This is a genomic window from Rhodococcus sp. A14 (assembly GCF_011603105.1).
In the GTDB taxonomy this organism is placed as follows: domain Bacteria; phylum Actinomycetota; class Actinomycetes; order Mycobacteriales; family Mycobacteriaceae; genus Rhodococcus_F; species Rhodococcus_F opacus.
This window is the reverse complement of sequence record NZ_JAAOQS010000063.1, coordinates 22,074-46,489: the sequence shown is the minus strand read 5'-3', so window position 1 is coordinate 46,489 and position 24,416 is coordinate 22,074. Positions and strand designations below refer to the sequence as shown.

Genomic DNA, 24,416 nt, shown 5'->3' with positions numbered 1-24,416 from the left:
ATTCCGGCGACACCTGCGCACGGTCAGGACATTCGGTCGGAGGGCTCACCGATCACCGACAGCACCGCCGACACCGCCGTGTCGACAGCTCGACCCACCGCGGGTGAGAGCCCGCGGCCACCGCCCAGATCAGCGACCTCCACCGCCAGGACGATCATTCTGTGGGGCAGCCGATCGAGCACGGCGCCGAGGCGGATTGTCTGGTCGAGCGCGATTCCGTGTGTGCTGAACGTCCCCGCCCGAACGTCGCCGAGTTCGTCCGGAGTGAGCCGATAGACGGTGCCGGGTCGAGGCGGGTCGCATACGACGGCGTCCACGATGACGGCCAGCTGCGCACCGGTCCACGCTTCGAGCAGAGTGGCCGGGTCCCCATCGGACACCGACACGTACACGTCCGGGGCGACGTGGTCCGCGACCTGCCGCGCAACCGCCGGGCCGATCCCGTCGTCGCGGCGGAGATCGTTTCCCAGCCCGATCACCACGACGGTCATCGGCGGTCGACCGTGAGGGTCAGAAAGTGGGTGGCGCAGGAGATGCACGGATCGTAGTTGCGGATGGTTCGTTCGCACAGCGTTGTCAGATCGTCATCGGCCAGCATGAGATTCCCGTCCACCGCGCGCCGTAGATCGTGTTCGATGGCAGCCTGATTCTGCGAGGTCGGAGGAATGATGGTGGCGGCGCGGATCAATCCGGTGGGATCGAACTCGTATCGGTGATACAGCAGTCCACGGGGTGCCTCGCTGACCCCGTGCCCGACCGTGCGTATCGGTGGCCCGGCGGTGAACGGCTCCGCAGGCCGCTCGTAACGGTCGATGATCCGCAAGGCTTCCTCGACGGCATAGACGACCTCGACGGCGCGGACGACGATGCTACGGTACGGGTTCCGGCACTGCGCGCCCAGCCCGGCGTCGGCGGCGGTCTGCGCCGACACTCCGGCAAGCTGCGACGAATTGAGTGAGTATCGAGCCAGTGGTCCGGTGAGGTAGCGGCGGCCGTCGAGCTCGGCATGGAGTGCGGTCGAGTGCGGCACCTGACGCTCGACCACGTGTTTCGGGAATTCGTCAGCGGTGCAACGTAATCCGGTCGACGACCAGATCTCGCCGTCGTCGATCGCGTAGCGGGAGTCCTCGTGAAGTGCGAGGAGGTCGTGGTCGAGTTCGACGTCGGGGAAGTCGAAGGACGACACCCATCGGACGGTGGCCACGGCGTGATCGAGTGCCGTGCGCAGTTGGTCGGACAGGGGAATCAGTTCGGCTGTGGTCGGCATCCGGTGGAACCCACCGATTCGGACGTTGACCGGGTGGATCGGTCTGCCACCGATCACATCGAGGATCGCGTTTCCGGCCTTCTTCAAGGACAGGCCCCGCTCGACGGCCTCCCGATCGCGCCGGGCGAGGGCAATCGAATCCGGGAGCCCCAGAAAGTCGGGTGCGTGCAGGAAGTAGATGTGCAGCACGTGACTGGCAATCCACTCGCCGCAGTACAGAAGTCGCCGCAGATCCCTCACCGCGTCGTCGAGTTCGAGTTCGCATGCCTGCTCGATGGCATTGCATGCGCTCACCTGGTAGGCGACCGGGCAGATACCGCAGATACGCGAGGTGATGTCCGGGGGTTCGAGAAAGTGGCGGCCGCGGAGGAAGGATTCGAAGAAGCGGGGCGGCTCGTAGATGTTGAGTTCGACGCGTTCGGCCCTCCCCTCGCGCACGGTTACGTCGACCCGGCCCTCACCCTCGACCCTGGCGAGGGCGCGCACGGTCAGTTCCCTATTCCGGGGCGCCACGGTCGTGCCCTTCCGATCCGTACGCCGCCACGTTGAACGTGGCGAAGATGCGGCCGATGGCGTCCTCGTTCATCCCGCACGTGCGCAGCCAACCGCTCATCGCGGCGAGATTCGGGTCGGTGGTGGGACCGAAGCAGCCGTAGCACCCGCGGGAGACCGACGGACACAGCGCCCCGCACCCGGAGTGGGTCACCGGGCCGAGGCACGGTGTGCCGTCGGCGACCATCACACACGTCAGTCCGCGCCGCTTGCACTCGGTGCACACGCTGGTGTCGGGGATGTTCGGTCGCCGGCCCGACAGGTACGCGGTGATGACCTCGAGGAGCTGACGCCGGTCGATCGGGCAACCGCGCAGCTCGAAGTCGACGGGGACGTGCGCCGAGATCGCGGTCGAGGTGGCGAGGGTGTCGATGTACTCAGGCCTCGCGTAGACCACCGACAGGAAGTCGTCGATGTCGGCGAAGTTGCGTAACGCTTGGATGCCGCCCGCCGTCGCGCAGGCCCCGATCGTGACGAGAAACCGGGACTGCGCCCGCACCGCGCGGATGCGGTCCCGGTCGGCGGCCGTGGTGATCGACCCCTCGACCAGCGACAGATCGTACGGGCCCGCGGTGATCGTGTTCGACAACTCCAGGAAGTGGGAGATCTCCACGGCCTCGGACAGCGCGAGCAGCTCGTCCTCGCAGTCGAGCAACGTCAGTTGACAGCCGTCGCAGGAGGCGAACTTCCACACGGCGAGTTTCGGCTTGGTGTTCGGTGGTGCGCTCATCACAGCTCCGGTACCCGTAGGAGTGGTTCGGCGGTGGCGTAGTCGACGACGGGACCGTCCCGGCACAGCAGCAGTTCGCCGAGCTGGCAGTGTCCGCAGGCCCCGACGCCGCATTGCATGTTCCGTTCCACCGACACTTGAATGTCGCACGGACTCACCCGGTGGTCCGTCAACGCCCGGGCGCAGAACCGCATCATCGGCTCCGGCCCGCACAACAGTGCGGTGGTGTGTTCGGGGTCGACATCCACCCGGTGCAGGGATTCGGTGACGAATCCGACGCCTCCCGTCCATCCCGCGATCGGCTGGTCGATCGTCAACTCCACGGTGAGGTCGGTGCGGGCCTGCCATGCCGCGAGTTCGCTGCGGTAGAGGATGTCGGCGGGGCTGCGCGCGCCGACGACGAGAGTGAGTCGGCGGAACTTCTCCCGCGCGGCCAGTGCGGCGAGCACCACGGGGCGCAGAGGCGCCAACCCCACTCCCCCGGCGACGATCACGAGGTCGCGGTCCGAGCCGGCCGGCAGGTTCCAGCCCTGCCCGAAGGGGCCCCGCACGCCGATGATCGTGCCGAGCGGGGCGTCGTGGAGTGCCCGGCTCACGGCCCCGACGTCGCGGATCGTGTGGACGAGGGTCCCATCGGTTCGGGAGGGGTCTCCGGACACCGAGATGGCGACCTCGCCGACCCCGTGGGCGTACAGCATCATGAACTGGCCGGGGGTGAACCGCGGGAGCGGCATCGGAGGTTCAGAGGCCGGGACCAGGGTCATGGTGACCGAGTCGCGTGTCTCCACCGAACGGCACACGACCCGGTATCCGGTCGGCAGCATGCGGTCGGCCGGCACGACAGTCACCGTTCCCCTCGGTTCGCGTAGAGATCGAGCAGGCGGGCGCGGGTGGACTGCAGTCGGGCGATCAGCACCCCGGACAACGCGCGGGTGACGGCGTATCCGAAGTCGGGTTGGGAGAGCGCCATCTCCTCGAGCGCGGCGACGTCCACTTCCGCGGCGTCGGTGGTCGTCGCGGCCTGTGCATCGAACTGCCACAGCTGCCGGGTGCCGAGCCAGGACCAGCCGAGAACGTCACCGCCGTGCAGGGTTTCGAGTGCGACGGTGCCGCGGCCGGGTACCAGCGTGGTCAGGACGACACTTCCGGTGCCGAGCAGCCAGCACCGGGTCGCCGGCTCGTTCTCGCGGAAGACGACTTCCCCCGCGGCGAATCGAACCGGTGTGCTGAGTTCTGCGAGCCGCAGCCGGTGCCCGTGGCCGAGGTGGCCGAGGGCAGGGGGCAGCGGCGCTTCGTCGGCGTTCACCGTTGCTCCCGGTCGTCCTCCGGCCGATACGCCGGCATGAGCTGGACGAGCCGTGCGGCCTCTTCGGTGATGTCGATACCGACTGGGCACCAGTCGATGCACCGTCCGCATCCCACGCACCCGGAGCTGCCGAACTGGTCGAACCACGTGCCGAGTTTGTGGGACATCCACTGCCGGTACCGGCTCTCCCCTGACGTCCGGACGTTCCCGCCGTGGACGTGGCTGAAATCGGGTTCGAAACACGACGACCAGTGCTGCCAGCGCTCGGCGTGCTCGCCGGTCAGATCGGTGACGTCCTCACTGGTGGTGCAGAAGCAGGTGGGGCACACCATGGTGCAGTTTCCACAGGTCAGGCACCGGCTGGCGACGTCCTCCCAGACGTCGGCTCCGCGCGCGTCGCGGAGGAGGGCATGAAGATCCACCTCGGGCATTGCCCGTCCCATCCGGCCGGCTGCGGTGCTCACGGCGTTCCGGGCCTCGTCGACCTCTGCGGTCGCGGCGGTGCGGTGGGCGACCTCGGCGAGGACGGCGGCACCGGATTCGGTGCCGGCCTCGACGACGAAGCGGTGACCGTTGTCGTCGATGCGCTCGGTCAGTGCCAGGTCGTATCCGGGCCCGGCCGCCGGTCCGGTCCCCATCGAGGCGCAGAAACACACACCTCCGGGTTCGGTGCAGTGGGCGGCCACGATGAACAGTTGCCGGAACCTGCGGGCGGTGGTGCTGTCGGAATCGGGGTCCGGGCACAGCACCCGCCGCAGGACCGCGATCGCCGCGAGATCACAGCCTCGGACCCCCACGAATGCGTAGGGCCGCTCGTCGGGTGCCGGTGCGATGAAGGCACCGTCCCGGTCGACGGACCACTGCTGCTGTCGTGGCGGATGGAGGAAGCGTTTCCACGACTGCGGGCCGGCCGAGTGGCCGAAGACCGCGGCGTCGTCCCGCCGACGCAGCCGATACGTCCCGGGTCCGGTCGTCACACCCCAGCCGGACGGCAGCTGCGCGCCGGATTCGAGTTCGGCGAGAACGATGGCCGAGTCCTCGACGGTGGGACCGACGACGCAATAGCCGCGGGCGCGGAGTGTCTCGATCAGTTGGTCGAGGCCGCGGCGATCCAGAACACTCGCATCGGGGTGCACGGTCGGTTGCCCATCCATGCGCTCACTCCTTTGCCGGCCCGGCGGGTGTGGGCCCTTCGTCCATTGAGCCAGGCGCATCACCCCGGAACCAGGGCCGTTCGGCCTTTCCTCGGTTCGTGTCGAAGCCCACCCCGGCGGGCCCGGTTATTCGGTGAGGTGAACGCTGCTGTGAGTGGCCGCTTCCACATCGGCGGCGGTGAGCTCGATCAATTGGTGGGCAAGGTCGGCCAACGCACGTGCCGTGGCCAGTTCGTCCCCGATCTCGGGGATCTCGGTGTCCGCGGGATTCCGGCGTGCGAGCCCGACCCCGACGAGGGTGTGGGTATCGCGGGTTCGGAGCCGGGCCTGTGCCCGGGTCTTGGATCCGCCCTCGTCGGCGTCGTGTTCGTCGATGACGATCTCCACGGACCACTTCTTCTCGTTCATGTTCATCGGCCTCCGTTCGGTGTGGACGCGGTGTCGCGCCCTCGATGTGGTTCTCGGGTATGGGGTGTGCCGCGATCACGAGGCCACGACCACCCTCGTATCGGTTGTCTTCGCGCACAACCCGAGGACGGAGCGAAACCCGTCGGCTATCGAATCGGTCAAGGCGGCGAGATCCGGGACGGCATCGGCGTCGGCGTTGATCCCGACACAGCATCGTGAGGTGTAGGACATCAAGGTGACGTTGAACGCCGATCCGAGTGTGGGGCTGAACGCGTAGTAGTGCAGAATCTCCGACCCGGCGATGAACAGTGGCACCGGCGATCCGACGACGTTCGAGGCGACGAAGTCGACGTGTTTGAGCATGTTTCCGAGTGTCGAGGCCGGAAGCAGGTTCAAGGCGCCGGCGATCGTCGGTGACAGCGGAATCGCGGACTCGTGGCGCCAGGCATCCACCGCGGCGTGCACCCGGCGCATCAACTCGGCGGGGTCGTCGACGTCGGTGGGTAGTGCAAAACGTGCCAGGGTGATGCGGTTGCCTCCCATCGGGTCCGTCTCGGCACGCAGGCTGATCGGCAGCGTCATCCGCAGTTCACTGATCTCGGCGCCGTGCAGTCGGTGGTACTTCGCCATTCCCAGCAGGACAGCAGCGAGAAACGCGTCGTTGAGGGAACAGGCACCCGCCGCGGCCGCCTGAGCGAGGGCGTCCACCGGCACGTCGAGCACCGCGCAGTGACGCCGCGTGCTGCGTTTCGTCATCACCGGGGACAGTGTGGAGACCACGGGACGCGTGAGGCGCAGTGTGGAGCCGGCCAGGGCGACTGCGTCGCGCCAGGCGGCCCTCGGAGTCCGGAACAGTCGAACACCGTTGCGGCCGAGCGTGTTCGATGCCCGACGGGCCACGTCCGTGGCCGTGTCCCGGTACCAGGAGAGGCGGCCCGGCGGGTCAGGCGATTCACCGTCCGGCGTGGCGGTCCGTTGCTCGGTCCGGTCCGGCCGTGCCCCCCCGTCGCGGGTGAAATCCACGATCTCGCGGGCAATCTGCATTCCACTGACACCGTCGGTGAGAGAGTGATGCACCTTCATCACGAGGGCGGACTTGCCGTCGTGTAATCCGTCGAGAACGGTGAACTCCCAGAGCGGACGGCGCTTGTCGAACGCGGTCATCTCGGCGGTCCGGGCGAAGTCGAGAACCCCGTCCCATGTTCGGGGTTCGGGAAGGGTGTAGCGGCGCAGGTGCCAGCTGAGATCGAAATCCGGATCGTCTGCCCACCTCGGCGGCGCCAAGCCCATCGGGGCCTCGATCGCCGCCCGCCGGAAGAGGGGTACCAGGTCGACCGCCCTCCGCATCATGTCGACGAATCGGCTCTGATCCGGACTGCGGTCGAGTAGCGCGACCGCCACGATGGTCGAGCGGAGGATCGGATCCTCCTCCATCCGCCACGACATGAAGTCGGTCTGGGTCATGTATCGCTGATGCGTCGTGCTCACGTCGGTCAACTCGCTCGTGCTCGGGTGTGCGGTCGGTCTGGGTCGATGGGCTCGGGGTGGCCGCCGGGGACTCGATCCCTGTGGTTCCCGGCGGGCGACGGAGTCACATCGGCATCATGTGCATGGGTGGGAGAACACCCATGCTGTGCAGCCACATCATGAACATGTGGAACATCGGCATCGCATCCATCACGGTCACCTCCTTCGACGTGCGCTCATGTCAGGGTGTCGTCCCGGCGCGCAGAATGGAGAGGCGACTCCGGTATTCCTGCTCGTCGATCTCACCGCGTGCGAACCGCTCGGCAAGGACCGCCTCGGCACTGCGAAGCGGCGGTGCCCCACCGGGCGGTGCCGGGAACGGGTGACTCACATAACGGATCAGCAGGATGATCCCCACGATCAGTAGGCCCCAGAACAGCGCCATCCCGGTGAACATCAGTGCATACCCCCAACCGCCGAAATCGTTGTCGTACATCACGGGGCGGCCTCCTACGGTCTGTTCGGCGGTGTGTGTCCAGGTCGGTCCGCCGTACTACCAGTGTCCAACCGTGCGAGGGGTCGTTCACAGGGTCTTTCGGCCGTTTCCGGTGGTTTTCGCCCCGGCGGAATCAGGGCGCCGTATCCGGCGTTGTATACAAGCATTGGTGGTGGCATCGGGCGACCGCCGAAGGATAGAAGACGTGCACACCATGACGAACCCTCGCGAACTCGCCGCAGGAAATCCGCCGGCCCGCAAGCGTACGGTGGCGCGTCCGGACCTGCCCACGCCCAGCATGATGCTCGTCGATCCCCGGTTCGGTGAGCTGGCCGGTCAGTTCTTCCGACTGTTCGGGCAGCCCACCGACGGGGGTGGCGCTCTCGCGCTCTACCTGCACGGTGAGCCGGTGGTCGACATCTGGTCGGGATGGGCGGCGCGCGACACGCGCTGGCGATCCGACACCGTGTCGGTGTCCTTTTCCACCGGCAAGGGTGTGGCGAGCACGGTGCTCCACCGGCTGGTGGACCGCGGGCTGATCGACTACGACGCACCCGTTGCCACGTATTGGCCGGAGTTCGCGAGTGCAGGCAAGGAGTTGGTGACGGTACGGGAGCTGCTGACCCACCGGGCCGGGCTGCACCGTGTGCGCGGACTGGTACCGGGGCCGTCGGCCCTGTTCGACCACGACAGCGTCGTCGGCGCTCTCGCATCCGCGGCACCGGATCGCCGCCGCGCCGTCATGCCGGGCTATCACGCCGTCACGTTCGGATCACTGGTCGCGGAACTCACCACTCGGGCGACCGGCTCGTCGTTCACCGACCTGGTCCGCACCGAGATCGCCGAACCCCTCGGAATCCGCGAGTTCTGGTTCCAGGTTCCCGCGGAGGAACGCCACCGCATCGCGAAGTCCTTCCCTCGCATCACTCCGTTCGGGGTGCCCTGGGAGACGGCGTCCTTTGCTCTGTCGTGCTTGCCTGTGCTTCGGAACATCGCACACGCAGGCATGCCGGAGGGGTTCGACGAACTGGTCCGCAATCCTGCCATTCACGACTACGTGATGCCCGGCTGGAACGGTGTCTTCAGTGCCCGCGCCCTCGCCCGCATGTATGCGGCGATCGCGAACAAGGGCATGGTGGGCGGCAGGAGGTTCCTGACCGAGGAAACTCTCGCGCAGATCGGTGAGGTGCAGACGACGGCACGCGACTATGTGCTCGGTATCCGGATGAACTGGCGCCTGGGCTATCACGCGGCGTTCGTCGCCAGCCGCAATCAGTATCCACACGCATTCGGCCACTACGGACTCGGTGGTTCCGGTGCGTTCGCGGACCCGGAGACGGGGCTGTCGGTGGCGTTCGTGACGAACAGGATGGGCGGTGCACTGACCCCGCTCGCCGACCTGCGCCTGGCGAAACTGGGCGCGCAGGCAGAATCGATCGCTCGGCGACTGTAAGCGTGGTGCCGCAGCCGTGGGTCTAGCTCGCCCGGCGGCAGATCGTGATCGGGCAGGCGACGTGATGAAGCAAATTCTGACTGGTCGATCCCAGAAACGCGCCGGCCAGACGGTTGTGGCCGTGGCTGCCGACGACGACCAGCTGCGCGTCGCGGGCATATTCGAGGATCAGCTCGGCCGGATTGGCCTGTTCGACGACGGTGGTCAGTTGCAGATCCGGACACTTCTCGCGCCAGCCGGCGAGATTTTCCGCCATCAGAACGGATTGTTCTTCTTCGACGACGGCCCAGTTCACCATCGGCAGGGCGGCAGGGCGCTCCGAGAGGTCGCCGGCGCCCCAGCCGTGCACCGCGAGGAGCGGTACCTCGAAGAACGTGGCGAATTCGACGGCCGTGGTGATGGCGAGTGAGCTCAGTTCGCTGCCGTCGACTCCGACGACGACAGGACGGTGGTCGGGCACCGGGGACGGTGCCTCCGATCGGAACACGGTAACCGGACAGTGCGCACGGTTGACCACCTGCATGACGGTGGAGCCGGTGACGAGCGTTTCCAGCGCCCCCGCACCGGTGGAACCCACCACCACCATCTCGGCGTGCGCGCTCAATCCTGCGAGTGCCGGTCCCGCAGGGCCGGGATGGGTGCTGCACGAGACCGTGACGTCGGGGAACGCGCTCTTCACGTGCCGTTCGGCCCGATCCAGGATCTCGTGGGCAGACTTCTCGACTTCCTGGGCGAACTCGTTCTGGAAGAGAAGCGCGGCTTCGCTGTAGTGGTATCCCGGACTCGGCAGGACGTGAGCCACTCGCAGTGGCACGGACTTCCGCTGAGCGACCGCCGCTGCCCACACAGCGGCTCTCATCGCTCGTTCCGAACCGTCGACACCGACGACGATGGACTTTCGTTGCGCGAGAACGCTCATATTCTCAACTCCTCCGGTCACCGTCACGGTCCCAGACGCGGCAACGGCGCCGGTAGAGGCATAGGTCATCTGCCTGCAACGCGGCGGTGCCCGACGCCTGCGCACGCGGCAGGGGCGTGCAACGTCCCGGAAAGTGACGGTAGACCCTACTCGGTGGGCGACATCGTTGGTTGAATCCGAAGTGACACGACACCTCGGAGTTCGCCATGAATCCCCCACCTCACCATCGTCGACAGGGAAGTCGGTCGACGACGAGACAAACACAGCCATCCGCGCCCGATACCGATGACGATCGGATCGAATGGCCCGATCCGAGTCCGTTGGCCGACTGGTGGGCACGCGTGATGTTCGGTGCACACCAGTCGACTTGACACCATCGGCCGGAACATCCTCGTGCACAGAGCGCCGGGACCGAGCGGTACCACCCATAGAAGGAGTCGACATGCGAACACTTGTGGTCTACGAATCGATGTTCGGAAATACCCGGCACGTGGCAGAGGCGATCTCCCGCGGTCTCGAGTCCGCGGGCGCTGTGACGGCGATCCCGGTCGCCCGAGCCGGCGACGAAGACTTGTCCGGTTACGATCTCGTGATCGTCGGCGGTCCGACGCACGTCCACGGGATGAGTCGCGAGTCGACCCGCCACGGGGCCGCCGTGACCGCCCACAAACCGGACAGCACCGTGGCCTTGGAACCCGACGCGGAAAGCGAAGGCCTCCGCGAGTGGCTCGACGGGCTCCCCCCGAGCCACGGGAAGGCGGTGGCCTTCGACACTCGGTCAGGCGGCCCTGCGCTCCTGACCGGCCGAGCATCGAAAGGTATCTGCCGAAAGCTGCGCCTGCGCGGGTTCGATCTCGTCGCCGAGTCCGAGAGTTTCCTCGTCGACAAGGAATCGCGGCTCGAGGAAGGCGAGGAGACACGCGCCGAGCAGTGGGGTCGGACACTCGCCCAACAGGTCAGTTCCACTCCCGCCTAGCACATCCCGCGCCGACCGGGCTCGTTATCGGCCCGTGACTGCGACCGCGTTCGCCACCCGGGAGCTGAGCCCATGGCACAGACTGCGATCGATCTGCGTCGGCACGATGCGGTCATCCTCGACCTCGACGTCGTGACGACCGAGTCCGCCGGGGCCGACACCACGATGGCACTCGTCGGTCGATTGCAGAGTCTCGGGGTGGCGACAGCGATCTTCTCGTCCGATCGCGACGTTCAGCCGATGCTCGACTCCGCTGGGATCGCCGAGGTGTTTCCCGTTCGGGTCGCAGGCGCGTCGCCGGCCGACGCCGCCGATCGGCTGGGGGCGCGTCCGGGCAGCGCGGTGGTCGTCACGACCTCAGAAGCAACGGCAGCCGCGGCCAGCCGTGGCGGCTTCGCTCTCGTCATCGGGGTCGCTCCCGACCGTCGCGCCGACAGGTTGAGTCGATGTGGAGCAGACGTCGTCGTCGCCGACACCTCCGAGATCCAGGTCCGCGCAGGCGATCTCCGGTTGTCCGAGATTCCGGACGCGCTGACGTCTCGGCACGAACTCACCGCCTTCCTCCGTGTCCGCCGGCCCGCTGTGTTTCTCGACTTCGACGGCACCCTCTCGGATATCGTGTCCGATCCGTCGGCGGCCGTTCCGGTCGACGGTGTGGCCGCCGAGTTGGCCCGGTTGACACGCGAATGCCCGGTGGCCGTGATCAGCGGACGCGACCTCGCGGATGTGCAGGCACGGGTCGGCATGGCGGAGATCTGGTACGCGGGCAGCCACGGCTTCGAGTTGGCGGGGCCGCAGGGGCAGTACTACGAGAACCCTGACGCTCTCGCCGCGGTACCGGTACTGCATCACGCCACCCGCGCGCTCACCGACCGCCTCCGCGACGTGCCGGGCGTGTTGATCGAGCCCAAGAAGTACACCGTCGCCGTGCACTATCGCAATGTTGCCGCCGACCGGATAGACGAGGTCGTCGCCACGGTCCGTGACGTCGCCACGTCCGGGGAGGTCCGGCTCAGAGTCACCGGTGGGCGCAAAGTAGTCGAACTCCGTCCCGACGTCGATTGGGACAAGGGACGCGCACTGAACTGGGTCCTCGAGCACATCCACGACGCGAGATCCCTGCTTCCGATCTACGTCGGTGACGATCTCACCGACGAGGACGCATTCGACGCCGTGTCGGCGACCGGGGTGGGGATCGTCGTCCGCAGCAGTGAGATCGGGGATCGACGGTCGGCGGCAAGATTCGCCGTGAACGATCCGGCTCAGGTCCGCGAACTGTTGCAGCGGCTGGGGGATCTTCTCGGCCGCGACCCCGAGACCGCGTCCGCGGCCGATGCATGGATGCTGTTCTTCGACGGCTACGAACCCGCGACCGAGAAGCTACGGGAGGCCATCTGCACTCTGGGGAACGGCTACTTCGCCACTCGCGGGTGCGCCCCCGAGGCAACCGCCGGCACCGTCCACTACCCGGGCACGTATCTCGCGGGTGTGTACAACCGCTTGAGCGACGAGCGTGGCGGGATGGCGATCGTGAACGAAAGCATGGTGAATGCACCGAATTGGCTGACGACGACCTTTCGTATCGAGGGCGGGCCGTGGTTCGACGTCGATGCCGTCGACCTGCTCGAGTACCGCCAGTACCTCAATCTGCGTCGCGCCGTGCTCACCCGCCGGTTTCGGTACCGGGACGACGCCGGGCGCACGACGTCGGTCATCCAGCGGAGATTCGTTGCCATGCACTTACCCCACGTCTGTGCGCTGCAGACGACGATCATCGCGGAGAACTGGTCCGGCTCGTTCGAATTGCGTTCGGCTCTGGATGGTTCGGTGCGCAACACCCTCGTCGAGCGGTACCGTGATCTCGCCGCCGAACATCTCGTGCTACTCCGTTCCGGCGCGCTGTCGGCGGACTCCGTCCTGCTGGCGATGCAGACCAATCAATCGGGCATACCGGTGGCCATGGCGGCACGAACCACGCTGTCGCCCCACGACCGACACCGCGCGTCCACGTACCGTCTGCTCGACCGCGACGGCCGCATAGGCCACGACATCACGGTAGACCTCGGCGTGGGTGAGTCCGTGACGTTCGAGAAGATGGTGACAGTGTTCACGGGGCGCGATCACGCGCTGTCCGAGCCGGCCGAGGAAGCAGCACGCTGGGTGCCGTCGATCGGCGGGTTCGAGGAAGTGCTGGACGGTCATGTGCTGGCCTGGGAGCACCTGTGGGACCGTATCGGCATCACTCTCGGTGATTACCAGGACGTCCTGCGCATCGCCAGGCTCCATCAGATGCAACTGCTGCAGACGGTGTCGCCGAACACTGCCGACCTGGACGTCGGTGTGCCGGCCCGAGGATTGCACGGCGAGGCGTATCGGGGTCACGTCTTCTGGGACGAATTGTTTGTTTTCCCGGTCCTGAACCTGCGGGTGCCGACCTTGACCCGGTCGTTGCTGCGCTACCGGTACCGTCGCTTGCCGGAGGCCCGCCGCGCTGCGCGGGCGGCCGGTTATCGCGGCGCGATGTTCCCGTGGCAGTCGGGTAGCGACGGCCGGGAGGAAAGCCAGCAAGTGCATCTCAATCCGCGGTCCGGTCGCTGGCTCCCGGACCCGAGTTGGCGTCAACACCACATCGGCATCGCGATCGCCTATAACGTGTGGCACTACTACCAGGTCACCGGGGATCTGGAGTTTCTCAGTGATTTCGGCGCCGAGATGCTGGTGGAGATAGCCCGATTCTTCGCCGGCCTCGCCTCCTACGAGGGGACCCGCGGTCGCTACACGATCCGCGGAGTGATGGGACCGGACGAGTTTCATTCCGGCTACCCCGAGGCACCGCACGAGGGAGTCGACAACAACGCGTATACCAACGTCATGGCCGTGTGGGTGATCCTCCGGGCGATCGAGGCGCTCGATGCGATTCCGACCCCGAACCGGTCCGATCTCGTCGACTCTCTGAGCTTGGATTCCCACGAGATGGCGCGGTGGGCGGACGTGAGCCGCCGAATGTTCGTTCCTTTCCACGATCGGGTCATCAGTCAGTTCGAGGGGTACGAAGAGTTGTCGGAACTGGACTGGGCCGGCTACCGGGAGCGGTACGTCGACATTCAACGGCTCGACCGCATCCTCGAGGCGGAGGGGGATGACGTCAACCGGTACCGGGCGTCGAAGCAGGCCGACGTTCTGATGCTGTTCTATCTGCTGTCCGCCGACGAACTGCGAGATCTGTTCGAGCGACTCGGATATCAGTTCGAACCGGAGGCAATACCGCGCACCATCGATTACTACATCGCCCGGACCTCGCACGGTTCGACGCTGAGCGCGGTGGTGCATTCCTGGGTGCTGGCCCGCGCCAATCGTGACAAGGCCATGGAATTCTTCGAAAAGGTGCTCGCGTCCGACATCACGGACATCCAGGGAGGTACGACTTCCGAGGGGATCCACTTGGCAGCCATGGCGGGAAGCATCGACCTGCTTCAGCGCTGTTTCACCGGACTTGAAACGCGTGGTGATCGACTCGTCTTCAGCCCGGAATGGCCGAACGCGCTCGGTGCGCTGGAGTTTCCGATCGTCTATCGCGGGCACCAGTTGTGGCTGACGATTAACGGTCGACGCGTTCAGGTCAGCGCGGGCGCCGGAAATCGACGCGCGATCGAGATCTCGTGTCGTGACCAGATGGTCCGACTGGAGCCGGGGTGCACGGTGAGTCTGGGCTAGCGGCTGCGTAGCCCGTCCGGGACAAGCGCATCACGATGTCAACTGACCGGCCATCCCGGTGTGCGGCCGAGATCCTTCCATTCTCGGTCCCACTGACGCATCCGGCTTCGTCCGTTCATCCACCGCACCCCCATATACAGCAGGAGGGAGCAGACCGCCGCGGCGACCCAGACCGTCAGTGCCGCGCTCACGGCGATCGCCGCGTTCTGCACCCCTGACCGGGGTTCGTCGACCACGTTGCCGTTCGTGTCCACCCACACGGTAACGGTGTCGCCGCTATGAGTGCCGGGTGTGGTTTCCACGGCGGTCGAGCGCAGGGTGCCGTCCGGTGCAGTCCACTGAGCCGTCGCACGGTCCTGGGTTTCCGGTGAGCGGCTGGGCGCGTCGGCGACCACCACTTGTCGCGGATCATCGATGAGAACGGCTGATTGTGCATGTCTGGTCTGGAGTTCGGCATGAGACCGTTCGTTCAGGCCGGTGTACGTCACGGTTCCGAACGCCGCGGCGAACGGGACCACGATCAGGACGAATGTGATCAGGACGGCCGCGACGACGGAGTCGCAACGGTCCGTGGCTCGCATGAGCGGATTTCGGCTCCAGGGCGCCAGCCGCCACCAGCGCAGTGCCTGATCAGTGGTCATCACAGCCTCCTCGGACCGTCCTTCTGTTTCCGAGTCTTCCGCGTACGAGGAGGACAGCCTAGGGCACAAGGTCATAGGCAGGGGTTGCCCTGTCCTGCAATGTCATTCTGCGATCTGCCGGTATCGGAGCGCGGCTTCGCTGCACGCCGGATGGCACACCATGCTTCGCCGTCCTCCCGCAGAGATCGACAGGAGTGACTTTCGGCCCTGGAATCGGGCGCTCCGTTATCGCACCGTTGTGGAAGAGGCCGACGCACAACATCGGAACCACCCGTCGGCGAAGGAACGAGGACCTCATGTTCGAACGTCACACCACCGCGTCGCCGCCGCGCGACGACCGTCACCGGCGCGACGACGAACCCGGCGAGTTCCTGTACCTCCACCCGATCGGGCTGGTGCTGGCGCTGTTGTCGGGAGCAGTGACCGCAGGCCTGGTCGTCCTGCTCGGCGCCTGGCTCGCAACCCCGCTGGTCGGGGTCGGCGCGGCCGCGACACTCGTCGCCACCGTCGGCCTGGCCGTGGCGATGTTGATGCCCCACCGACCACGCCGGCACGGGGCGCGCCCGGTCCGTCCAGCTGCTCGATGAGCACCGGGCTCCTCGGGCGACGCTTCTGATGCCTGCTGCTCCCGGCGTAGTCTGATCTTCCGGAGCGATCACACAGCAAGACTGGAGGTTGCGGCATGATCAACGTCTTTCTCGTGGACGACCACGAGGTCGTCCGGCGCGGAATCGCCGATCTCCTCACCGCCGACCCCGATCTGACCGTCGTCGGTGAAGCCGCGTCCTACTCGCAGGCGATGGCACGAGTGCCGGCCCTGAAACCCGACGTCGCGGTCCTCGACGTCCGTCTCCCCGACGGCAACGGAATCGAACTGTGCCGCGAACTGCACTCGCTGATGCCGGAGTTGCATTGCCTCATCCTGACCTCGTTCACGGACGACCAGGCGATGCTCGACGCGATTCTCGCCGGGGCCAGTGGATACGTCGTGAAGGACATCCGGGGTATGGAACTGACCCAGGCGGTCCACGACGTCGGGGCAGGAAAGTCGCTCCTCGACAGTCGCGCCGCCGCCGCCCTGATGATGAAGATCCGCGCGGACGCCAGTGAGAAGGACGGAATCTTCGGGCACCTGACCAATCAGGAACGGACGCTCCTCGCCCTGCTCGGTGAAGGGCTGACCAACCGTCAGATCGCTGCACGGATGTTCCTCGCGGAGAAAACCGTCAAGAATTACGTCTCCCGGCTGCTGACCAAACTCGGAGTCGAACGCCGGACTCAGGCAGCGGTACTTGCCACGAAGATGCCGTCGAGACCGTCCGACACCTCACAGGCGAAGCCCCGAGCCCAGTAGCGGTTCCGCCCCGGCGCGCCTCCACGACGTGGGACAATACGTGTCGTGACCCGTCAACCCGATGAACGGGACAGCGCACCTCGTCTCGGCAGCCTCTCCGAGCTCCGGCTCCGTGAACTCCTGACCGAGGTGCAGGAACGCATCGTGCAGATCGTCGATGCCCGGGAGCACGTCGACGGACTCCTCGAGGCGATGCTCTCGGTCACGTCTGGCCTCGACCTCGACAACACGCTCCGCACCATCGTCCATGCCGCGATCAATCTCGTGGATGCCCGGTACGGTGCGCTGGGGGTGGTCAGCCCGCGCGAGGGCTTGAGTGAGTTCGTCTTCGAGGGCATCGACGAGGAGACACGCGAACGTATCGGCGACCTGCCCCGCGGTCGCGGGGTACTCGGTTTCCTCATCACCAATCCCAAGCCGGTCCGACTGAAGGACCTCTCCCATCACGCCGCCTCGGTAGGATTCCCCGACCACCATCCGCCGATGAAAACCTTTCTGGGCGTTCCTATTCAGATCCGAGACGAAGCGTTCGGGAATCTGTATCTCACCGAGAAGGCGAACGGTGCACAGTTCACCGAGGACGACGAGGTCCTTCTCCGCGCACTCGCGGCCGCCGCCGGGATCGCGATCGAGAACGCCCGCCTGTACGAGGAGTCCCGGACGAGGCAGGCGTGGCTCGAGGCGACGCGTGAGATAGCGACCGAACTACTCGCGGGCAGCGAGACCGCCGAGGTGTTGCAGGTGATCACCGACGACGCGCTCTCCCTCACCGATGCCGACAGCGCGTTTCTCGCGGTGCCGGACGACCCCGACATCCCGTCGGACGAGGTCACCGAACTCGTGGTCACCGCGTCGGCCGGAACGGTGTCGGCTCGCATCGGCCGAACGATTCCACTCGAAGGGTCGACGTCCGGCGAAGCCTTCCGTGAGCGGACACCGCTCCGCGTCAACGCTCTGGCCTTCGATCCCGGGTTCGAGACGGGAACCCGGTTCGGTCCGGCGCTGGCGCTGCCGCTGCGTGCAACGCAATCGGTGGCCGGTGTACTGGTGGTGCTCCGTCATGCCGACGCAGCGCCGTTCACCGAGGACCAGCTGGCGTTGATGTCGGGGTTCGCCGATCAGGCGGCCGTCGCGCTGCAGCTCGCCAACAGTCAGCGCCGGATGCACGAATTGGACGTGCTGTCCGATCGGGATCGGATCGCGCGGGATCTCCACGACCACGTCATCCAGCGGCTCTTCGCGGTCGGCCTGTCGCTCCAGAGCACTCTGCAGAGGGCGAAGTCACCCGAGGTCAAGCAGCGACTCGGGCAGTCGGTCGACGATCTTCACGATATCGTGCGTGACATCCGTACCGCGATCTTCGACCTTCACGGCGGTTCGGGTGCCGTGACCCAGTTCCGGCGGCGGTTGCACGAGATCATCGCCGAGATCACCGCGGATTCAGGGCTGCGCACGACCGTGCACATGTCCGGGCCGCTGTCGGTCATCGATGCCGTCCTCGCCGAACATGCCGAGGCGGTCCTGCGTGAGGCACTGAGCAACGCGGTGCGCCACGCAGCGGCCGGCACAGTCACCGTCAGCATCTCCGTCTACGACGATCTCGTCATCGAGGTCGCGGACGACGGCAAAGGGTTTCCGGAGGGCGTCTCCCGAAGTGGCCTGGACAATCTGGCTGCCCGAGCACAGGAAGTCAACGGGCGCTTCACCATCGACACCACCCCCGGCGGCGGAACCACTCTCCGGTGGTCGGCTCCACTGCCCTGAGCCGGGATCGGCTCGCCCGTCCGCCGAGGTGGGGACCTTCTCCCCTACGCCGGCGTCGGAGGCACCGTAACGATGAGAGGTAGCGGCAACTCCTGCCGCGCGTTGCCCCGAGGAGAACACCATGACCGCCCGCCGCCCGATCGTTGTCGGAACAGACGGTTCACCGTCGTCCCTCCAGGCCGTCGCGTGGGCCGCACAGGAGGCGGCGTTGCGTAATGCCCCACTGTCGGTGGTCTCGACCACGTTCGTGCCCGGCGCCTACGGTGTCCCGATCGGCATGCCGGAGAGCTTCTTCGACGACGAGGAACGCAACGGGAAGAACCGGCTGGCTGCCGCGGCGGAAATCGCCGCCCGAGCGGTACCTGGACACTCCCTCGACATTCACACCACGCTCTGCACCGGAACGCCGGCCGGTGAACTCCTCGAAAGATCGAAATCCGCCGCGATGGTCGTCGTCGGCTCGAACCGGCAGGGAATCATCGAGCGCGGCTTCCTGGGATCGGTCAGCGCCGCGGTCGCCACCCACGCACCGTGCCCGGTGGCGGTCATCCGCGGGCTTCCCGATTCCGAGGTCACCCGACTCGAGGGGCCCGTCGTCGTGGGTGTGGACGGGTCGGAACACAGCGAGCCCGCCATTTCGATGGCGTTCGAGGAGGCCGCCCTGCGGCAGTGCGAACTGGTGGCCGTTCACGCCTGGTCCGACGTCGACCTCCCGGTGCACTACGAGGGCGGTAGCGTCTCCGGGTGGAAGCAGGTCGTCACCCAGGAAACGGCCCTCCTGTCGGAGAGTCTCGCCGGCCGGGCCGAGGATTTCCCGGACGTCAAGGTTCGGACGATGGTCGTGATGGACCGACCGGTGCGCAACCTGCGCGAACAAGCCGACAACGCGCGACTTCTCGTCGTGGGCAGCCGCGGACGCGGCGGCTTCACCAGTATGTTGTTGGGATCCACGAGCAGGGCCTTGATGCACTCCGTCCGCTGCCCACTCCTCGTCGTCCGGTAGCGCCGACGGCTGTCAGTGATCGTCGTCGACTCTCGGGGCGAGGGCGAAGTAGTCCTCTTCCTCCTGGGCGAAATGCAAACGCAGCACCGCATACAGCCCGTACAGGCAGGCAAGAAGGTCATCACGCTGGTCCGGGCGGACTTCGCCGTGCGCCTCGACCGCGCCGAGGTGAGTTCCCAGGCGCCGGCTGAGTCGATCGATCTCCGCATGAGCCCTACTCATCGGGGCGGTGGCCTCCGCCGTTCCGAAGGCGTCCGCCAGCGCGGGATACAGTTGGGTCTCCTCGGCACGTTCATGGGGCAGGACCTGCTCCACCAGGACGGTGTGTGCTCTACGCACCGCCGCCAGTGTCTCGGTTCCGGGTTCGGCGGTCACCCGCTCTGCAGCGTCACGTATCAGCGCCAGAGCTCCCCGCAGATCGTCGTGCTCACGATCGAAACGCTGCAACAGCAGGCCGGTTTCTCGCGTCACCGTGAGTTCGGAGGAGCGGCCGCCGCGAAGGGCGCGCAGGGCGTTGAGGATGACCGCCACGTCGATTCCTTCCTGCAGCAGGGCGCCGGGCGCGGGAGCGATCCAGCCGAACGCCGCGGCGATCATCGCCAGCAGCGACAGCGTCATGCCGATCCCGGCACTCTGGATCGCGATCCGCCTCGACCGTCGTGCGATCTCCATCGCGTCCGCCAACCGGGCGAGGTGATCGGTCGTCAGCACGATATCGGCAGCCTCCGAACTGGCCGTGGCTCCCCGCGCCCCCATCGCCACTCCGACCGACGCCGCCGCCAGGGCGGGGGCGTCGTTGATCCCGTCTCCCACCATGATCGTGACAGCCTTGCGCTTCTCCGCCTGAACTGCTGCCACCTTGTCCATGGGAGTTTGCTCCGCGAGCACGGCGTCGAGTCCGACGATGGATCCGATTTCGAGTGCGGGCGCCGGGCGGTCTCCGGTCAGCATGATCAGTCGGTCCAGTCCGGCTGCCCGCAATCGCCGCAATGTGCGAGGCGCGTCTCGACGAAGAGGATCCCGCAGCAGGATCGCCCCTACCAGTGCGTCGTCGACCTGTACCCAGGCCACCGCCGCGCCGTCCAGGGCCGATCGCGTCGAGACGGCCTCCGCCCAGTCCGGCAACACGCCGTGATCCGAACCGACCTTCACCGCACGACCGTTCACGATGCCGGTGACCCCGGTCCCCGCCTGCTCGCTGACATCGGTGGGCAGTGGAAGCGGACAGCCCCGTGCCCTCGCGAAGCGGACGATCGACTCGGCGAGAACATGGGGTGACAGCTGGTCGACGGCTGCGGCGAGTTGAAGTACCTCGTCGGGATTGTGGCCGGGGGCGGTTGCGACGTCGAGTCCCGATGGCCTGCCGGTCGTCAGGGTTCCCGTCTTGTCCATCACCAGGGTCCGAGCTCGCCCGAGTGTTTCCAGTGCTCCACCACCGCGGATGACGACACCGATCCGTGAGGCGCGGGACAGCCCCGACACGATGGCGACAGGGGCGGCGAGCAGCAACGGACACGGGGTCGCGACCACGAGAACTGCGACCGCGCGCACGGCGGAACCGCTCAGCCACCATGCGACGGACGACACCAGGAGGGTCAGGGGAAGGAACCAGACGGCGAAGCGGTCCGCGATCCGTACGATCGGTGCCTTGTCGGCAGCGGCCTCCTGCGCCAGTCGGACGATGCCCGAATAGGTGCTGTCCGCGGCGCTCGCGGTGGCGCGCAGCTCGATCGTCGATCCGACGTTCACCACCCCACTGCGCACCGACTCCCCGACCCGTCGTTCGACGTGGAGAGACTCCCCGGTGAGCGCGGACTCGTCGAGGACGGCCGATCGGTCCGCGACGACGACGCCGTCGACGGGGACAACCTCTCCGGAGGCGACGACCAGCAGATCGGTGGGCTCGACCTCGTCCAAGGGGACGAGGAGGACGTCGTGGCCGATCCGTTTGTGTGCTCGTCGTGGTGCGTGTTCGAGAAGGGCGCGCAGATCGCGTGACGCGCGCCGCTCCGCCGCGGATTCGAGCGTGCGCCCCGTCGCGAGCATGAACCCGATGAGGGCACCTGCCAGATACTCGCCGACCGCGAGTGTTCCCGCGAGGGCGAGCACGGCGATGAGGTCGACACCAGCTGTGCGCTGACGGAGTGCCACGACGACCCAGCCCACAGCGGGCGCCAGGGACACCACCGTGCCGATCGCCCAGCACGCGTCCGCGACGCTCGGCCGACCGAGCGAAGTGGCCACCACGCCGGACACGAGCGCCACCGACGTGACTGCGAGCAGGGTGGGTGCCAACAGCCTCGTCAGGCGCGCATTCCACGTTTCGCGGGTTCGTGTGTCGTGCATATGCCTTCCCTCGTCGAGGGCCGACGCGTGAGGACGCGTGTCTCCATCGTCGCAGCCCGGACCCGGTTCGGGCTGCGTGCGACCGTAAGAGAGGACCAAGGTCCCTTTCCCCGCAACCGTCGATGGCGCACCGTCGGAGAAGAACCCCGCCGGGCCCGTCCCACGTGATCCGTACCGGATCGACCCGACGACCAGGAGTGCGCGATGGTGACGCCGACGAAGACAGCTCGCGTGGACCCTCAGGAGTCGACCGACCGGCTACTGCGTGACCTCCGCACCAGACGGGATGGATTGTCACGGAGGGAAGCGGAGCGACGAACACTCGTCTACGGGACCAATGAACTGATTCGGCATCGCGGTCGCACCTGGCCCCGGCAGTTACTGCGGCAGTTCACGCATCCGTTGGCGCTGCTCTTGTGGATGGCTGCCGTACTCGCCGTCTTCAGCGGCTCAGCGCCGCTGGGTGTCGCGATTGTCATCGTGATCCTGCTCAACGCCGCGTTCGCGTTCGTGCAGGAACGACACGCCGAGCAGGCGGTCGAAGCATTGGCGGCGTTTCTGCCGACCAGGGCGCGCGTCGCCCGTCAGGGAACGACGGAGACGGTCGACGTCCGGTCGCTCGTGCCGGGGGACGTGATCTTCCTGACCGAAGGAGACCGCGTGTCCGCCGATGCGCGACTCCTGCCGGGATCGCTCGAGATGGGTCTGGCGTTCATCCCGCTGGGGACGCTCATGGCGGGGTTGTCGCTCGACGATTCGGTCAATTTCGCAATCGGGCTCCTGGTCGCCAACGTGCCGGAGGGCCTACTGCCGACGATCACGTTGGCTCTCGCGGTGGGCGTGCGTACTCTCGCCAGACAGGGCGCCCTGGTCAAACGTCTCTCCGCTGTGGAAACACTCGGCTCCACCAGCGTCATCTGTACCGACAAGACCGGCACTCCTCGTCCGGTCGTGGGGTCTGCTGGGAGGTGTGTCGGCAGTATTGGTGATGACGCTCTTCTTCGCGACACTTCTCGAAGGTGGCTGGTATCTGGGTGCCGATGTGGGTGCCGGAATCCTGCACCACACCTGGCAATCGGCGACGACGATGAGCTTCCTCGGCATCGTCGCCTGCCAGATCGGCACTGCGTTCGCCTCGCGAACCGAGCACGCATCGCTCGCAAAGGTTGGAGTCGCGTCCAACCCCCCTGTTGCTGTGGGGAATCGCCTTCGAAGTGTGTTTCGCCGCGCTGGTCGTCACGGTGCCGGTGCTTCGACATATCTTCGGAACCGTGATTCCGCAGTGGCATCAGGTGCTGTGGCTCCTTCCGCTGCCGTTCATCGTCTGGGGATGTGACGAAGCGTGGCGGTGGCACCGGCGACGGACACCCGGGAGCGTTGCGCCCCGGTCGCCCGCCGAGGTCCCGCAGTAGCCGCGTCGCCCTCACGTGTGTGTTTGCGAGGCAATGTATTCGACGATGTCCTCCACGGTCACCAGTGTCGCGTAGTCGGATTCCGGGATATCGACGCCGAACACGGCATGCAGGCGCACGAGGAAGTTCAGCCAGTCCATCGAATCCAGATCGACCTGATCGCGCAACGGCACATCCGAGGACAGTTCCTCGTCCTCGATCTCCGGTGCGATCTCCCGCAATGCGCGTATGACTCTCGAGTCGATCGTCTCGCTGTTCATCTGTCGTCCTCACCACTTGTCCGGCTGTTGGAGCAGTTCGTTGATTCTGGTCAGGAACTGTGCGCCCCGTGTTCCGTCGCTGGCACGGTGATCGGCGGCGAGGGTAGCTGTCACGACCGTCGCGACCTGCAGATCTCCGTCGAACACCCAGGGGCGTTCACTGGGCCTCCCGAAACCCACCAACGCCACCTGAGGCGGATAGATCACACCGAAAACCGAGGTGACCCCACGTTCCCCGAGGTTCGTCACGGTCAACGTCGGGTCCGACATCTCGGAACTGCGCAGCGAACCGGCACGGGCCCGGGTCACCAGATCGCCGAGTTCCACCATCAGCTGGGAGAGGGGTTTGTCGGCGGTGTCGTGGACCGCGGGAGCGACCAGACCTCCGTCTCTCAGAGAGATCGCCACCCCGAGGTGGATGTGGGGTGCCGGCCGGAACTCGCCGTCCAGCCAGAACCCGTTGAGGTCCGGGAACTGCCGGGCAGCGAGCGCCACCGCCTTGAGTTGCACAGCGGCGAGGAGGACTCGTTCGGTGATCGGACGGGCGGCATTTTCGGTGCGCAACCAGTCCGTCGCCGTCCGCAGTGGAATCTCGTCCATCAGGTAGTAGTGCGGGATCTCCCGCTTGGAGCGGCTCATGGAAGCAGCGATCGCGCGACGCATATCGCGGGTCTTGGCCGTGGCCTCGGCCTTGGCCTTCGCCTCGGCCGGTCCAGGCTCGATGCTGTGGGCTGCCGCGCGCTGAACATCGTCGAGCGTGACCGCAGCACCGGCGCCTGTCCCGGTGACACCGGCGAGATCGATCCCTGTCCTTTCCGCTTCCCTGCGCGCCCTGGGCGAGACCTTGCGCCGTGGTGCCGGTGCTGGTTCCGGTGCCGGTGCTGGTTCCGGTGCGGTGGCGACCGTGGTGGTGCCGGGCACCGCATCGGCAGACGGTCGCTCGGGCGGTGGTGATTCTCCGGGACTCGACAGCGTTGCCAACGGGGTTCCGACCGACACGGTCGTTCCGGGCTCGACGAGCAACCGGTGAACGGTGCCGCTCTGCCAGATCTCCACGTCCACGGCCGCTTTCACGGTGTCGACCGTCGCTATCGCCTGACCGCGCTCGACCTCGTCACCGGGTTTGACCAACCAGTCCGTCAACGTTCCCTCATCCATGTCGGCGCCCAGGGAAGGCAGCGTGAAATCAAACAT

Annotated in this window: 22 protein-coding genes and 2 pseudogenes; 10 read left to right on the top strand and 14 right to left on the bottom strand. The window is 66.7% G+C overall.

Annotated elements, in window-relative coordinates:
• Window positions 1–23: 23 nt before the first annotated feature.
• From G9373_RS27865 to G9373_RS27825, 9 genes are all read right to left on the bottom strand, one after another.
• Entirely contained in the window at window positions 24–491 is a 468-nt protein-coding gene (locus G9373_RS27865; RefSeq protein ID WP_005257892.1) for a hydrogenase maturation protease, read from the bottom strand.
• On the bottom strand, window positions 488–1,780 hold the full coding sequence (locus G9373_RS27860; protein WP_054245534.1) for a nickel-dependent hydrogenase large subunit: 1,293 nt from the start codon (window positions 1,778–1,780) through the stop codon (window positions 488–490). Before G9373_RS27860 ends, G9373_RS27865 begins: the two co-directional genes overlap by 4 nt.
• A complete protein-coding gene (locus G9373_RS27855) occupies window positions 1,764–2,549 on the bottom strand; it encodes an oxidoreductase (protein WP_064080041.1) in 786 nt (261 codons plus the stop codon). The genes G9373_RS27860 and G9373_RS27855 overlap by 17 nt, the downstream gene beginning before the upstream one ends.
• Window positions 2,549–3,397 (bottom strand): FAD/NAD(P)-binding protein, encoded by an 849-nt coding sequence (locus G9373_RS27850; RefSeq protein WP_005571454.1) that lies wholly within the window; start codon window positions 3,395–3,397, stop codon window positions 2,549–2,551. The genes G9373_RS27855 and G9373_RS27850 overlap by 1 nt, the downstream gene beginning before the upstream one ends.
• Complete coding sequence (locus G9373_RS27845; protein ID WP_167117819.1) at window positions 3,394–3,855, bottom strand: cyclic nucleotide-binding domain-containing protein; 462 nt, start codon at window positions 3,853–3,855, stop codon at window positions 3,394–3,396. Before G9373_RS27845 ends, G9373_RS27850 begins: the two co-directional genes overlap by 4 nt.
• Window positions 3,852–5,009: a 4Fe-4S dicluster domain-containing protein gene (locus tag G9373_RS27840; protein WP_043792494.1), complete on the bottom strand. Its 1,158-nt coding sequence runs from the start codon at window positions 5,007–5,009 to the stop codon at window positions 3,852–3,854. The genes G9373_RS27845 and G9373_RS27840 overlap by 4 nt, the downstream gene beginning before the upstream one ends.
• 126 nt (window positions 5,010–5,135) lie before the next feature.
• On the bottom strand, window positions 5,136–5,423 hold the full coding sequence (locus G9373_RS27835) for a DUF1876 domain-containing protein (protein ID WP_005257904.1): 288 nt from the start codon (window positions 5,421–5,423) through the stop codon (window positions 5,136–5,138).
• Between the two features lie 69 nt (window positions 5,424–5,492).
• Entirely contained in the window at window positions 5,493–6,914 is a 1,422-nt protein-coding gene (locus G9373_RS27830) for a wax ester/triacylglycerol synthase domain-containing protein (RefSeq protein WP_054245536.1), read from the bottom strand.
• 211 nt (window positions 6,915–7,125) lie between these two features.
• Complete coding sequence (locus tag G9373_RS27825) at window positions 7,126–7,380, bottom strand: SHOCT domain-containing protein (protein ID WP_005257908.1); 255 nt, start codon at window positions 7,378–7,380, stop codon at window positions 7,126–7,128.
• A gap of 214 nt (window positions 7,381–7,594) precedes the next feature.
• Here G9373_RS27825 and G9373_RS27820 point away from each other — a divergent pair, with 214 nt between their 5' ends.
• The gene (locus G9373_RS27820; RefSeq protein ID WP_005574439.1) at window positions 7,595–8,833 is read left to right on the top strand and encodes a serine hydrolase domain-containing protein; all 1,239 of its coding nucleotides are present in this window, start codon (window positions 7,595–7,597) and stop codon (window positions 8,831–8,833) included.
• A 22-nt stretch (window positions 8,834–8,855) separates the two neighbouring features.
• Here G9373_RS27820 and G9373_RS27815 read toward each other — a convergent pair whose 3' ends face one another.
• Complete coding sequence (locus tag G9373_RS27815; protein WP_005574437.1) at window positions 8,856–9,752, bottom strand: universal stress protein; 897 nt, start codon at window positions 9,750–9,752, stop codon at window positions 8,856–8,858.
• 442 nt (window positions 9,753–10,194) lie between these two features.
• Between G9373_RS27815 and G9373_RS27810 the strand changes: the two genes are divergently transcribed.
• Both G9373_RS27810 and otsB read left to right on the top strand, forming a co-directional pair.
• Window positions 10,195–10,728, top strand: coding sequence for a flavodoxin domain-containing protein (locus G9373_RS27810; protein ID WP_005257913.1), 534 nt, complete (start codon window positions 10,195–10,197; stop codon window positions 10,726–10,728).
• A gap of 72 nt (window positions 10,729–10,800) precedes the next feature.
• Window positions 10,801–14,442, top strand: a complete 3,642-nt coding sequence (gene otsB, locus G9373_RS27805; RefSeq protein ID WP_054245537.1) for a trehalose-phosphatase — start codon at window positions 10,801–10,803, stop codon at window positions 14,440–14,442.
• A gap of 38 nt (window positions 14,443–14,480) precedes the next feature.
• Here the strand turns inward: otsB and G9373_RS27800 are convergent, their stop codons facing one another.
• Entirely contained in the window at window positions 14,481–15,083 is a 603-nt protein-coding gene (locus G9373_RS27800; protein WP_054245538.1) for a hypothetical protein, read from the bottom strand.
• A 296-nt stretch (window positions 15,084–15,379) separates the two neighbouring features.
• On the opposite strand from G9373_RS27800, the gene G9373_RS27795 reads away from it, so the two are divergent.
• From G9373_RS27795 to G9373_RS27780, 4 genes are all read left to right on the top strand, one after another.
• A complete protein-coding gene (locus tag G9373_RS27795; RefSeq protein ID WP_054245539.1) occupies window positions 15,380–15,670 on the top strand; it encodes a hypothetical protein in 291 nt (96 codons plus the stop codon).
• A gap of 95 nt (window positions 15,671–15,765) precedes the next feature.
• Complete coding sequence (locus G9373_RS27790) at window positions 15,766–16,437, top strand: response regulator transcription factor (RefSeq protein ID WP_054245540.1); 672 nt, start codon at window positions 15,766–15,768, stop codon at window positions 16,435–16,437.
• Between the two features lie 45 nt (window positions 16,438–16,482).
• The gene (locus G9373_RS27785; RefSeq protein ID WP_054245541.1) at window positions 16,483–18,201 is read left to right on the top strand and encodes a GAF domain-containing sensor histidine kinase; all 1,719 of its coding nucleotides are present in this window, start codon (window positions 16,483–16,485) and stop codon (window positions 18,199–18,201) included.
• Window positions 18,202–18,322: 121 nt separating this feature from the next.
• Window positions 18,323–19,204: a universal stress protein gene (locus G9373_RS27780; protein ID WP_054245542.1), complete on the top strand. Its 882-nt coding sequence runs from the start codon at window positions 18,323–18,325 to the stop codon at window positions 19,202–19,204.
• A 12-nt stretch (window positions 19,205–19,216) separates the two neighbouring features.
• Here the strand turns inward: G9373_RS27780 and G9373_RS27775 are convergent, their stop codons facing one another.
• Window positions 19,217–21,550, bottom strand: a complete 2,334-nt coding sequence (locus G9373_RS27775) for a heavy metal translocating P-type ATPase (RefSeq protein WP_054245543.1) — start codon at window positions 21,548–21,550, stop codon at window positions 19,217–19,219.
• 204 nt (window positions 21,551–21,754) lie between these two features.
• On the opposite strand from G9373_RS27775, the pseudogene G9373_RS46730 reads away from it, so the two are divergent.
• The 3 genes and pseudogenes from G9373_RS46730 to G9373_RS46720 form a co-directional block, all read left to right on the top strand.
• Window positions 21,755–22,189, top strand: a pseudogene (locus G9373_RS46730) (cation-transporting P-type ATPase); the annotation flags it as partial.
• Window positions 22,190–22,220: 31 nt separating this feature from the next.
• Window positions 22,221–22,688, top strand: a pseudogene (locus G9373_RS48270) (hypothetical protein); the annotation flags it as partial.
• Window positions 22,689–22,764: 76 nt separating this feature from the next.
• Window positions 22,765–22,962, top strand: a complete 198-nt coding sequence (locus G9373_RS46720; RefSeq protein ID WP_242323422.1) for a cation transporting ATPase C-terminal domain-containing protein — start codon at window positions 22,765–22,767, stop codon at window positions 22,960–22,962.
• A gap of 11 nt (window positions 22,963–22,973) precedes the next feature.
• Here the strand turns inward: G9373_RS46720 and G9373_RS27765 are convergent, their stop codons facing one another.
• Both G9373_RS27765 and G9373_RS27760 read right to left on the bottom strand, forming a co-directional pair.
• Window positions 22,974–23,222, bottom strand: a complete 249-nt coding sequence (locus G9373_RS27765) for an acyl carrier protein (protein ID WP_005261629.1) — start codon at window positions 23,220–23,222, stop codon at window positions 22,974–22,976.
• Between the two features lie 9 nt (window positions 23,223–23,231).
• A complete protein-coding gene (locus G9373_RS27760) occupies window positions 23,232–24,416 on the bottom strand; it encodes a dihydrolipoamide acetyltransferase family protein (RefSeq protein ID WP_054245544.1) in 1,185 nt (394 codons plus the stop codon).